General features: G+C 61.2%; 9 protein-coding genes and 3 rRNA genes. 9 read left to right on the plus strand and 3 right to left on the minus strand.

All coding sequences use genetic code 11. The features are described from left to right. The first annotated feature begins 2 nt into the window (after positions 1-2). Positions 3-500: a MarR family winged helix-turn-helix transcriptional regulator gene (locus AC3ANU_RS03195; protein ID WP_026266173.1), complete on the plus strand. Its 498-nt coding sequence runs from the start codon at positions 3-5 to the stop codon at positions 498-500. 43 nt (positions 501-543) lie between these two features. Beyond that, positions 544-1305 (plus strand): SGNH/GDSL hydrolase family protein, encoded by a 762-nt coding sequence (locus tag AC3ANU_RS03200; RefSeq protein WP_018771907.1) that lies wholly within the window; start codon positions 544-546, stop codon positions 1303-1305. A 30-nt stretch (positions 1306-1335) separates the two neighbouring features. Here AC3ANU_RS03200 and AC3ANU_RS03205 read toward each other — a convergent pair whose 3' ends face one another. From AC3ANU_RS03205 to AC3ANU_RS03215, 3 genes are read right to left on the minus strand one after another with little or no spacing between them, the layout of a single operon-like run. Next, positions 1336-2112 carry an FAD:protein FMN transferase gene (locus tag AC3ANU_RS03205; protein WP_488316016.1) on the minus strand — a complete coding sequence of 259 codons (777 nt, stop codon included), beginning with the start codon at positions 2110-2112 and terminating at the stop codon, positions 1336-1338. A 28-nt stretch (positions 2113-2140) separates the two neighbouring features. Then, positions 2141-2614, minus strand: a complete 474-nt coding sequence (locus AC3ANU_RS03210) for an FMN-binding protein (RefSeq protein ID WP_144601532.1) — start codon at positions 2612-2614, stop codon at positions 2141-2143. Further along, the gene (locus AC3ANU_RS03215) at positions 2611-4083 is read right to left on the minus strand and encodes a ferredoxin reductase family protein (RefSeq protein WP_144601533.1); all 1473 of its coding nucleotides are present in this window, start codon (positions 4081-4083) and stop codon (positions 2611-2613) included. The genes AC3ANU_RS03210 and AC3ANU_RS03215 overlap by 4 nt, the downstream gene beginning before the upstream one ends. 318 nt (positions 4084-4401) lie before the next feature. Between AC3ANU_RS03215 and rpmB the strand changes: the two genes are divergently transcribed. The 7 genes from rpmB to AC3ANU_RS03250 all read left to right on the plus strand — a co-directional run bounded on the left by rpmB (position 4402) and on the right by AC3ANU_RS03250 (position 12350). Continuing rightward, entirely contained in the window at positions 4402-4638 is a 237-nt protein-coding gene (gene rpmB / locus AC3ANU_RS03220; RefSeq protein ID WP_013602738.1) for a 50S ribosomal protein L28, read from the plus strand. Next, positions 4638-4805, plus strand: coding sequence for a 50S ribosomal protein L33 (gene rpmG / locus AC3ANU_RS03225; RefSeq protein ID WP_013602737.1), 168 nt, complete (start codon positions 4638-4640; stop codon positions 4803-4805). The genes rpmB and rpmG overlap by 1 nt, the downstream gene beginning before the upstream one ends. A 2-nt stretch (positions 4806-4807) precedes the next feature. Continuing rightward, positions 4808-5113 carry a 30S ribosomal protein S14 gene (rpsN, locus tag AC3ANU_RS03230; RefSeq protein WP_009358853.1) on the plus strand — a complete coding sequence of 102 codons (306 nt, stop codon included), beginning with the start codon at positions 4808-4810 and terminating at the stop codon, positions 5111-5113. Between the two features lie 642 nt (positions 5114-5755). Continuing rightward, positions 5756-7278: ribosomal RNA gene (locus AC3ANU_RS03235) — 16S ribosomal RNA — on the plus strand. Between the two features lie 540 nt (positions 7279-7818). Next, a 23S ribosomal RNA gene (locus tag AC3ANU_RS03240) occupies positions 7819-10947 on the plus strand. A 174-nt stretch (positions 10948-11121) separates the two neighbouring features. Next, positions 11122-11238 (plus strand): 5S ribosomal RNA (gene rrf / locus AC3ANU_RS03245). The 16S, 23S and 5S rRNA genes sit together here, the layout of an rRNA operon. Before the next feature lie 104 nt (positions 11239-11342). Further along, positions 11343-12350, plus strand: a complete 1008-nt coding sequence (locus tag AC3ANU_RS03250; RefSeq protein ID WP_056392127.1) for a LacI family DNA-binding transcriptional regulator — start codon at positions 11343-11345, stop codon at positions 12348-12350. The last annotated feature ends 17 nt before the right edge of the window (positions 12351-12367 follow it).

Genomic DNA, 12367 nt, shown 5'->3' on the forward strand with positions numbered 1-12367 from the left:
CCATGACCGAACCCCGCTGGCTCAACGCTGACGAACGCCGCGCCTGGCTGGCGCTGGTGAGCATCAATACGCTGCTGCCGGCGGCCCTCGACACCAGGCTGCATGCGGCCGGGAAGCTGTCGCTCTTCGACTACACGGTCCTTGCCATGCTGTCCGAGGCAGACGACCGGTTCCTGCCCATGAGTGAGCTCGCCGCCCGCAGCAGCGCTTCACTGTCCCGGCTATCGCATGTGGTGACCAAGCTGCAGAAGCGCGGCTGGGTGGAGCGGCGTCCCCACCCCCATGACGCAAGGGTGACCACCGCGCACCTCACGGAGGAAGGCATGGCCACCATCGTTGGGCTGGCCCCGGGCCATGTTGAGGACGTCCGCGACCTGTTCCTCGATGCCCTGACCGGGCAGGATGTGCTGGACCTGGCGCGGATCGGCGAGAAAGTGGTGGGACGCCTGGACAAGGACCACTGGATCCTGCGCGAAACCCAGCCTGACCAAGCGACATAACCGGCAATTGGTTGCTTCCGGCAACGGATGGCAAACTAACCGCATGGATTTCACTTCCCGGTTCGTGGCCCTTGGCGACTCGTTTACCGAAGGCGTCGGTGACGACGACCCCACCCGCCCCAACGGGGTCCGCGGCTGGGCGGACCGGGTGGCGGAGCAGCTCTGCGCCGCTGATCCGGATTTCGGCTACGCCAACCTGGCCATCCGCGGCAGGAAGCTTCGGCAGATCGTGGCCGAGCAGGTGGACGCCGCCGTCGAACTTAAACCCACGCTGGTGAGCATCTACGCCGGGGCCAATGACATCCTCCGCCCGCGCGTGGACATCGATGACCTCCTGGTGGAGTACAACGACGCCGTCGGGAAGCTGGCGGCCACCGGCGCCACTGTGGTGATGTTCACGGGTTTCGATGCCCGGGGTTCAAAGGTGTTCGGCACCATGCGCGGCCGCACCGCCATCTACAACGAACTGGTCCGCGGAATCGCAGGGGACCACGGCGCCCTGCTGGTGGATTACTGGCGCTTCAGCGAGTACTACGACTGGGGCATGTGGGCCCACGACCGGATGCACATGTCCGCCGCCGGCCACGCCAACATGGCCAAGCGCGTCCTCGAGGTCCTCAAGTACGACCATTCCATCGACGTCCCGCCGATGACCCCTGTTCCGGAGTTGAGCGGCGCCGACGCCCTCCGCGCCAACGCCCGGTGGTTCCGCGAGTACGCCGCGCCGTGGGTGGTCCGGCGCGTCACCGGCAAGTCGTCCGGCGACAACCTGCAGCCCAAGTACGCCCAGCTCACCCGGCTGTAGCGGTTGTAGCGGCGGTGGGGCGCGGGCGGTTCAGGCGGGATGGAAGGCCGGAGTCGCCAGCGTGGAGCCGTCAGCTCGGATCGCCAGCACGGCAACATCCCAGGTGTCCGTGGCGCGGTTCAGCATCTGTGTTCCGCCGGCGACGATCGCCGTGGCCAGCACGTCGGCGGTGACAATGTCCGCGGCGGCCACGGTGACCTGGACAAACCCGGCGCCGCGTCCCACCCGCCAAATGTGCTCACCGCGTTCAGCGGAGCCGGAGGTGGCGATCGCACTGTGCCGGCTGCCCGCGCCCAGTGCGTAGCCGGTAATCAGGGTTTGGCGGTCCGCCGGATCCACGATGCCGGCTTTCCAGGGCTCGGCGCTGCCGGGGCGTGGTGAGCCGCTGACCAACACGTCGCCCCCGGCATTCAGGCACCAATCGTGCCGGCCCAGGGCCTGGAGCGACGTGGCCGCCTCGCGGATGGCATGACCCTTGATGATCCCGGACAGGTCCAGGACGCCGTCAGGCCGTTCCGGGGTGAAGGCGCCCTCCGTGCGCAGCCGCCATTCGTGCGCCTCGGCGTACCGCTCTCGCATCTGGGCTGAGGCGCCCCGCAGCATCAGCTCGCCGCGGGCCAGCCTGGCCGCTTCCGAATCCGGGCGGTACAGGCTGAATTGTTCGTCCAGGTCGCGGAAAAGGCGTTCGACGACGGCGGTGGCGGCAGCCAGCTCATCGAGCCCAGGCTGCCCTTCCGCAGGGGAGCTGACGGGCAGCGTCAGCCCGATGACCGTGCCCATGCATTCAAAGGTGCGGGCCTTCAGCATGGCGGCGGGGGTTGCGGCGTCCAGGGGGCTAGAGGTGGGCTGCATCGATGGCCGCCTGGACTGAGGTCAGGTACGCGTCGCTGGTAATGGTGGCGCCGCTGACGGTCTGGACATCCGCCGACTGCGCCGCGAGGACCTTGCTCCGGAGCAGGGGTGCCGCGCGGTTGCTGATCTGGATGGATTTGCCATCGGTGTTGGTGAGCTGGAGGGCGGTGATATCCGTGATCTTCCCGTTGGCCACCGTGATCTGGACCTGCACGGGACCGAACCGGGTCTGCACGGCGGTTCCCTTATAGGTGCCGGAAGCCGAGGTGCCCGAAGAGCCCGAGGAGCCGGACGTACCCGTACCCGTCGAGCCCGTACCCTTCGAGCCCGTGGTGCCTGACGCCGTCGTGCTTGATGCGACGGTGCTGATGCCGCCTGCCTGGGTGCCTGTTTGCCATCCCGCCAGGAGGATCCCGGCGGAGGCCAGGGCCGCTGCGACTGTTCCGCGTATTTTCACCAGTCAAACCTTTCGTGATGGATCTGTTCCCCGGAGACGCCGGCTTTCCCGGCATCCGCTATGACGTCGGCCGCCCACGCCGCCGGGCCGCAGACGTAGACGTCCGCATCCGCGATGTCAGGCACGTAGGAGGTGAGGCTGTAGCCGTTCCGCACGGCGTCCCCGGGAAGCCAGGTGGAGTGGCCGTGGGCCCTCGGCCCGGTGAGGTGGAAGAGCCGGACCCCCCTGGCTTGGCAGAGGTCGAGGATTTCGCTGCCCAGGTACAGCTCCTGGTCGGTGTGGCCGCGGAGCAGGACTGTTGCCTCGCCGGGAGCAAACGGCGTGGTTTCCAGCAGTGCGCGCAGGGGTGTGATGCCGATGCCGGCACCGATCATCACCACCTTGTTCCTGGTCCTGGCAGCTGTGCTGAGCAGTCCGTAGGGACCCTCCAGCGCCACCTTGGTCCCCTTCCGCAGCCGCAGGAGCTGGGCGGAGCCGCTGCCAAGGTTCCGTACGGTGACCCGCAGCGTCCCCTGGCCGTCCGGGCCCTGGAAGACGGGTTCGGCGGACAGGCTGAACGGGTGGGGATGCCACCACAGTCCCGGAGCCAGGAAGCGCCAGATGAAGAACCGTCCGCCCGTGCCCGCCAGCTGGTCCAGTTTCCGGCCATTCATGACGATGTTCACCACGCCCGGCGCCACGGCCTCCACGCGGGCCACCGACAGTTGGTGCCGCGCCGTGGCCAGTACCGGTTCCAGTACCCGGAAATACACCAGGGCAGCGCCGGTGTAGATGCAAATGGCCAGCCAGTACCAGCGCTGCCATGTGCCTGCCGCAAAGAGGCCTCCCACGCTGAACTGGTGGGGCAGCGACGTTGCCACCGCGGCGTAGGTCAGGAGGTGCACCACGTACCAGAACTCGTACGGGAAACGACGCCGTACAGCCACCAGGGACGTGACGACGACCGCGATGAACAGCGCCATGGAAACAAACGCCAGCCACATGTCCGGCACCTGCACCCAAAGGTTGACGGACTCGGTGAACGGATCCAGTCCTTCGGCCATGCCGTACCCAGCCGCGACCAGGAGGCCGTGTGCCAGAAGCAGGTACAGCGAAGGCTTTCCCAGCTTCCCGTGGAACTCCAGCGCGCGGTCGTGGCCGATGGTGCGGTCAATGAAGGGAATCCTCGCGGCCAGCAGCAGCATGAGCAGGACCAGGTCCATGCCCGCCAGCCCGGCCACGATGCCCGCCGCCGTGAACAGGGACGCCGGCGACGTGATCGCGGTGGCCCCGCCGTCGGCAAGCCAGAGGGCAATTGCGGCGGCAACGGAGGCCCAGGCAATGAGCGTCAGGAGGTCCGTCCGCAGCATGCGCTGCCGGTACTGTCGGGCAAACCAGCCACGGCCGGGCCTCTTCGTCGAAGGTGATGAAAGCTCCGGGCGGCCGGAACTGCTTGCGGCCGGAGATGCCGGCAGGAGCTGCGTGTTCATGTATCCAAGGTGCTTGGCGAAGCTATGTGCCTGCTGTGAAAAGGACCAACCTGTCGCTGTGACCTTTCGGCGGCCCTTATACACCCGATGACCCCCGATTGGTCTTTAATTGCGCCAACTCGTAGACTTGGTAGGCGCTAAGTGCGCGGAGCGTGCGCAATTGCTCCGGTTGCCCGGTAATTTTCTCCAGGGTGGCCGGTAGTTAGGGGCTCAAGTTGCGTGACTAACCGTTGCCCTTCTGCATTTTTGGGTCGCCCTTAGCAGCATGGTCCAGCAGCAGATATGCGGATCATTACTTTCAATTCTTGAGGAGAAGTCATGGCAGCACACTGCCAAGTGACCGGGGCCGAGCCGGGCTTTGGGCACAGCATTTCGCACTCGCACCGCCGCAACAAGCGTCGGTTCGATCCGAACATCCAGAAGAAGCGCTACTGGGTTCCGTCCCTGCGCCGTAACGTCACGCTGCAGGTCTCGGCACGTGGCATCAAGACCATCGACGTACGCGGCATCGACGTAGTCGTCGCCCAGATCCTGGCTCGTGGGGTGAAGCTCTAGTGGCTAAGGACAAGGACGTACGTCCGATCATCAAGCTCAAGTCGACCGCGGGTACGGGTTACACCTACGTAACCCGCAAGAACCGTCGTAACGATCCGGACCGCATGGTCCTGAAGAAGTACGACCCCAAGATCCGCCAGCACGTCGAATTCCGAGAGGAGCGCTAAACATGGCTAAGAAGTCCAAGATTGCTCGCAACGAGCAGCGCAAGGTCATCGTTGAGCGTTACGCTGCAAAGCGCCTCGAGCTGAAGAAGACCCTGGTTGACGAGAACGCAACCGACGAAGCACGCGAAGCAGCCCGCCTGGGCCTGCAGAAGCTGCCCCGCAACGCGTCCCCGATCCGTCTGCGTAACCGCGACATCATCGACGGCCGCCCCCGCGGTACCTTCCAGAAGTTCGGCATCTCCCGTGTCCGCTTCCGCGACATGGCCCACAAGGGCGAACTCCCGGGCATCACCAAGTCTTCCTGGTAATCCAGCACCGCTGAATCCAGCTGCTTGAGAAGGGCCGGCAACCTTAGGGTTGCCGGCCCTTTTGCTGTCTGCCGTGATGGCTGCCGGATGTGCGGCAGCGCACACAGCGGAATTACGACAGCGGGAGGCCGGCGGGTGCCCCGCATGGCCGTTCCTGCCCCGGAATCCCGGGGAATTGCAGCCTTTGGATGACCGGTTTGCGGTGGGCTACGAGTGCGTGTATTGTCTTCTAAGTCGCCGCGGGGGAGACAGCCAAGAGCTGGTAACCGCGGGTGGCCAAACCCCCAAATTCAAGACCAAATTCTGGTCGCTCCTTAGGGCGCCGGAAATTGGTGGGGGACCGTCTTCTGGTCTGATGGGAATCCTGAGAAATGGATTTGCGTCGGGGTGGTTGATCGGGTAAGTTTGGAAAGTTGCTCCGGAGCGAGCCTGGACGTTGGTTTGGGTGGTGCCGGGTGTGTCTGTTGTTTGAGAACTCAATAGTGTGCCAAGTTTGTTGATACCGATTATGTATGTAATTGGTTGATTGTGCTGTGCCGCCACCCCGTGGTGTGCATGGTGTTTTTAGCTGGTTTCAAATTTTGTGCAGCTGTTTCTGCCGTTATTTCCGGTGGTTGTGGTTGTGTCTGTTTTTGTTTTACTTCAACGGAGAGTTTGATCCTGGCTCAGGATGAACGCTGGCGGCGTGCTTAACACATGCAAGTCGAACGATGATGCCAGCTTGCTGGTGGATTAGTGGCGAACGGGTGAGTAACACGTGAGTAACCTGCCCTTGACTCTGGGATAAGCCTGGGAAACTGGGTCTAATACCGGATATGACCTTCCATCGCATGGTGGTTGGTGGAAAGCTTTTGTGGTTTTGGATGGACTCGCGGCCTATCAGCTTGTTGGTGGGGTAATGGCCTACCAAGGCGACGACGGGTAGCCGGCCTGAGAGGGTGACCGGCCACACTGGGACTGAGACACGGCCCAGACTCCTACGGGAGGCAGCAGTGGGGAATATTGCACAATGGGCGAAAGCCTGATGCAGCGACGCCGCGTGAGGGATGACGGCCTTCGGGTTGTAAACCTCTTTCAGTAGGGAAGAAGCGTAAGTGACGGTACCTGCAGAAGAAGCGCCGGCTAACTACGTGCCAGCAGCCGCGGTAATACGTAGGGCGCAAGCGTTATCCGGAATTATTGGGCGTAAAGAGCTCGTAGGCGGTTTGTCGCGTCTGCCGTGAAAGTCCGGGGCTCAACTCCGGATCTGCGGTGGGTACGGGCAGACTAGAGTGATGTAGGGGAGACTGGAATTCCTGGTGTAGCGGTGAAATGCGCAGATATCAGGAGGAACACCGATGGCGAAGGCAGGTCTCTGGGCATTAACTGACGCTGAGGAGCGAAAGCATGGGGAGCGAACAGGATTAGATACCCTGGTAGTCCATGCCGTAAACGTTGGGCACTAGGTGTGGGGGACATTCCACGTTTTCCGCGCCGTAGCTAACGCATTAAGTGCCCCGCCTGGGGAGTACGGCCGCAAGGCTAAAACTCAAAGGAATTGACGGGGGCCCGCACAAGCGGCGGAGCATGCGGATTAATTCGATGCAACGCGAAGAACCTTACCAAGGCTTGACATGAACCGGACCGCTGCAGAAATGTGGTTTCCCCTTTGGGGCTGGTTTACAGGTGGTGCATGGTTGTCGTCAGCTCGTGTCGTGAGATGTTGGGTTAAGTCCCGCAACGAGCGCAACCCTCGTTCTATGTTGCCAGCACGTGATGGTGGGGACTCATAGGAGACTGCCGGGGTCAACTCGGAGGAAGGTGGGGACGACGTCAAATCATCATGCCCCTTATGTCTTGGGCTTCACGCATGCTACAATGGCCGGTACAAAGGGTTGCGATACTGTGAGGTGGAGCTAATCCCAAAAAGCCGGTCTCAGTTCGGATTGGGGTCTGCAACTCGACCCCATGAAGTCGGAGTCGCTAGTAATCGCAGATCAGCAACGCTGCGGTGAATACGTTCCCGGGCCTTGTACACACCGCCCGTCAAGTCACGAAAGTTGGTAACACCCGAAGCCGGTGGCCTAACCCCTTGTGGGAGGGAGCTGTCGAAGGTGGGACTGGCGATTGGGACTAAGTCGTAACAAGGTAGCCGTACCGGAAGGTGCGGCTGGATCACCTCCTTTCTAAGGAGCACCTCCAACTCTTCTGTGCTGGTGAATGCCGGTGTGGGGGGTTGTCAGGAAGCAAGCCCGCAGCATGGACGATTGTTCCGTGGCGGGTGCTCATGGGTGGAATATCAACAAATAGGTGCCTGGTGGCACGGACCGGTGTGGTTAGTACGAATGTTTTGTTCTTCTCTTCGGGGGAGGGCGGGTGTTCTGGAACGCGGCTGGTTTGGGTTGCTGGGTAGTGTTTGGCACACTGTTGGGTCCTGAGGCAACAGGGCCGGGGAGGGGTTGCTGCGGCTTTGGTCGTGGTGGTTCCTTGTCGGGTTTGTTTGTTTCTGGTTTCCCTGCCGTGACGTTCTGTGCGCCTGTTGTGGGTGTGTGGGGTGTGTGGTGTGGGGTTGTTGTTTGAGAACTACATAGTGGACGCGAGCATCTTGTATAAGAAGCAATTTCCAAGATTAATGAACCTGGATCTGGCTGCGCTGTTGATGCCCTTTGGGTGTTGGGGTGTGGTTGGTTTCTGTGGTTCTCTCGAGAAATGTTTTTGATCTTTGTGGTCAAGTTTTTAAGAGCACACGGTGGATGCCTTGGCATTAGGAGCCGAAGAAGGACGTAGGAATCTGCGATAAGCCTGGGGGAGTCGATAACCGGACTGTGATCCCAGGGTGTCCGAATGGGGAAACCCCGCCGAGCGCGCGAGTGACTCGGTGACCCGTACCTGAACACATAGGGTGCGTGGGGGGAACGCGGGGAAGTGAAACATCTCAGTACCCGCAGGAAGAGAAAACAATAGTGATTCCGTTAGTAGTGGCGAGCGAACGCGGATCAGGCTAAACCGTTCCATGTGTGATAGCCGGCGGGCGTTGCATGGTCGGGGTTGTGGGACTTTCCATACCAGTTCTGCCGGGCTGGTGGGGTGTGATGTGCGCGCATAGGTGAACGGTTTTGAAAGGCCGGCCAGAGAGGGTGTTAGTCCCGTAACCGTAATGTGTTTGTACCGCCTGTGAGAGTATCCCAAGTAGTACGGGGCCCGAGAAATCCCGTGCGAATCTGTCAGGACCACCTGATAAGCCTAAATACTCCCTAATGACCGATAGCGGACCAGTACCGTGAGGGAAAGGTGAAAAGTACCCCGGGAGGGGAGTGAAACAGTACCTGAAACCGTGTGCTTACAATCCGTCGGAGCCAGTCTGATTCTGGTGACGGCGTGCCTTTTGAAGAATGAGCCTGCGAGTTAGTGTTACGTCGCGAGGTTAACCCGTGTGGGGCAGCCGTAGCGAAAGCGAGTCTGAATAGGGCGTGTGAGTGGCGTGATCTAGACCCGAAGCGAAGTGATCTACCCATGGCCAGGTTGAAGCGACGGTAAGACGTCGTGGAGGACCGAACCCACTTCAGTTGAAAATGGAGGGGATGAGCTGTGGGTAGGGGTGAAAGGCCAATCAAACTTCGTGATAGCTGGTTCTCCCCGAAATGCATTTAGGTGCAGCGTTGCGTGTTTCTTGCTGGAGGTAGAGCTACTGGATGGCTAATGGGCCCTACAAGGTTACTGACGTCAGCCAAACTCCGAATGCCGGTAAGTGAGAGCGCAGCAGTGAGACTGTGGGGGATAAGCTTCATAGTCGAGAGGGAAACAGCCCAGACCACCAACTAAGGCCCCTAAGCGTGTGCTAAGTGGGAAAGGATGTGGAGTTGCCCAGACAACCAGGAGGTTGGCTTAGAAGCAGCCACCCTTAAAAGAGTGCGTAATAGCTCACTGGTCAAGTGATTCCGCGCCGACAATGTAGCGGGGCTCAAGTACACCGCCGAAGTTGTGGCATTCACATTTTAGCTAAGCCCTTGTGGTTCAGGCGTGTGGATGGGTAGGGGAGCGTCGTGTGGGCGGTGAAGTCGCGGTGTAAACCAGCGGTGGAGCCTACACGAGTGAGAATGCAGGCATGAGTAGCGAAAGACGGGTGAGAAACCCGTCCGCCGAATGATCAAGGGTTCCAGGGTCAAGCTAATCTGCCCTGGGTAAGTCGGGACCTAAGGCGAGGCCGACAGGCGTAGTCGATGGACAACGGGTTGATATTCCCGTACCGGCGAAAAACCGCCCATGCTGAGCGGGGGATACTAACTGCCCGAAGCCTGCCCGAGCGCCCTTGTGGTGTGAGGGTTTTGGTGGAGCGCAGGACCTGATCCCGGGAGGCAAGCGTATTAACAGGTGTGACGCAGGAAGGTAGCCGAGCCGGGCGATGGTTGTCCCGGTCTAAGGATGTAGGGCGAGTGGTAGGCAAATCCGCCACTCATGGTGCCTGAGATCTGATGGGACCCCCGTTTGGGGGGATTTGGTGATCCTATGCTGCCGAGAAAAGCATCGACGCGAGGTTTTAGCCGCCCGTACCCCAAACCGACACAGGTGATCAGGTAGAGAATACCAAGGCGATCGAGAGAATTATGGTTAAGGAACTCGGCAAAATGCCCCCGTAACTTCGGGAGAAGGGGGGCCCCAACCTTGATACACCCTCGCGGTGTGGAGGGGATCGGGGCCGCAGAGACCAGGGGGAAGCGACTGTTTACTAAAAACACAGGTCCGTGCGAAGTCGCAAGACGATGTATACGGACTGACTCCTGCCCGGTGCTGGAAGGTTAAGAGGACCGGTTAGCCGCAAGGCGAAGCTGAGAATTTAAGCCCCAGTAAACGGCGGTGGTAACTATAACCATCCTAAGGTAGCGAAATTCCTTGTCGGGTAAGTTCCGACCTGCACGAATGGAGTAACGACTTCCCCGCTGTCTCAACCATAAACTCGGCGAAATTGCAGTACGAGTAAAGATGCTCGTTACGCGCAGCAGGACGGAAAGACCCCGAGACCTTTACTATAGTTTGGTATTGGTGTTCGGAGTGGCTTGTGTAGGATAGGTGGGAGACGTTGAAGCCCGGACGCCAGTTCGGGTGGAGTCATCGTTGAAATACCACTCTGGTCACTTTGGACATCTAACTTCGGCCCGTAATCCGGGTCAGGGACAGTGCCTGATGGGTAGTTTAACTGGGGCGGTTGCCTCCTAAAAAGTAACGGAGGCGCCCAAAGGTTCCCTCAGCCTGGTTGGCAATCAGGTGTCGAGTGTAAGTGCACAAGGGAGCTTGACTGTGAGAGAGACATCTCGAGCAGGGACGAAAGTCGGGACTAGTGATCCGGCGGTACATTGTGGAATGGCCGTCGCTCAACGGATAAAAGGTACCTCGGGGATAACAGGCTGATCTTGCCCAAGAGTCCATATCGACGGCATGGTTTGGCACCTCGATGTCGGCTCGTCGCATCCTGGGGCTGGAGTAGGTCCCAAGGGTTGGGCTGTTCGCCCATTAAAGCGGTACGCGAGCTGGGTTTAGAACGTCGTGAGACAGTTCGGTCCCTATCCGCTGCGCGCGCAGGAAATTTGAGAAGGGCTGTCCTTAGTACGAGAGGACCGGGACGGACGAACCTCTGGTGTGTCAGTTGTACTGCCAAGTGCACCGCTGATTAGCTACGTTCGGATGGGATAACCGCTGAAAGCATCTAAGCGGGAAGCTCGCTTCGAGATGAGATTTCCATACACCCTCGGGTGTGAGAGGCCCCCAGCCAGACCACTGGGTTGATAGGCCGGATGTGGAAGCGAGGACTAACGACTCGTGAAGCTGACCGGTACTAATAGGCCAACAACTTACACCACACAGATACATACAAACTCTGCTTGCGTCCACTATGTGGTTCCCAACCAACAACCCCCCCAACACGCGGGGTTGTCACGGCACGGAACCACCACAACTGAATAACAACACCACAATGTTGTAACCACCAGACTTCCCACCCCCGAACAAAATACCGGGCGGGCGGGTACAAGGGTTACGGCGGTCATAGCGTGGGGGAAACGCCCGGTCCCATTCCGAACCCGGAAGCTAAGACCCACAGCGCCGATGGTACTGCACCCGGGAGGGTGTGGGAGAGTAGGTCACCGCCGGACACACATTGGTCGAGGCCCCAACCACCAGGTTGGGGCCTCCCACATTTAACCCACCAATCACCGGTATCAAAACGGGCCTTCACCACCGCCTAGACTTACCGTTTATGACCCCCCGAACGCCCAGTCCCAGGGACCGGCGTGCAACCATCCTGGATGTGGCAGCCGCTGCAGGCGTATCGCGCCAAACCGTCACCCGGGCCATGAATGACATGGCAGGCATCAGCGCGGAAACCCGCGCCCGGGTCCAAAAGCTCGCAGCAGAAATGGGCTACAGCCCCAGCCGCTTCGCCAAGGGCCTTGTGCAGGGCGCGCGGATCTCTGTTGGCCTCGCCATCCCGGACCTGACCAACCCCTATTTCCCGGCCTTTGCCTCAAGCGTGGTGGAGGCCGCCACGGAGCGCGGCTGGAACGTGGTGGTGGACGACTACGGCCACGGGACCGGCAGCGCCGTTGACGCCGCCGCGCGGCTTGCGCCCCAGGTGGATGCACTGATCGGATACCTTGCACCCCACCAGGACGAGGCGCAGGCGCTGATGGGCCGCCGTCCCGTCGTCGCCCTTGACTCCCCGGACGCCGGCACCGCCGGCAGCATCTCCTTTGACTACCGTCACGCTGCCAGGCTCGCCCTCCGCCATCTCGCATCCCACGGGTGCAGGAGCATCCTCTTCCTGGACTCGGACCAGGGCGGCCCCGCCGGCAGCCGGAGCGCGGCCGCCGCCGCGGTGGCAGCGGAGGCAGGCATCCAGCTCGCCCGCCTCCAGGCACAGCCATCGGCGGCCGCGGCACGGTCGGCGGTGGCCCTCCATCTGGCCGGAGGCGGGAGCCCCGATGGCATCCTCGCCTTCAACGACCTGATGGCAGCCGGCGCCTTGAAGGCACTGCGGGAGTCAGGCACCTCCGTCCCCAATGAGTGTGCCGTCATCGGCATGGACGGGATACCGCTGGGGGAACTGCTCACACCTGAGCTGACCACCCTCGCACTGGACCTGCGCGCCGTGGGCCGCGCCGCCGTCGGACTCCTGGATGGTTTACTCACAGGTGCCATCCAGGACCGCACCCCAGGCGCCCACCTGACCCTGCAGCACCAACTGGTCCTCCGGCAATCAGCCTGACCCCTACTCAAATCATG

This window comes from Arthrobacter sp. SDR-2R (assembly GCF_057747955.1).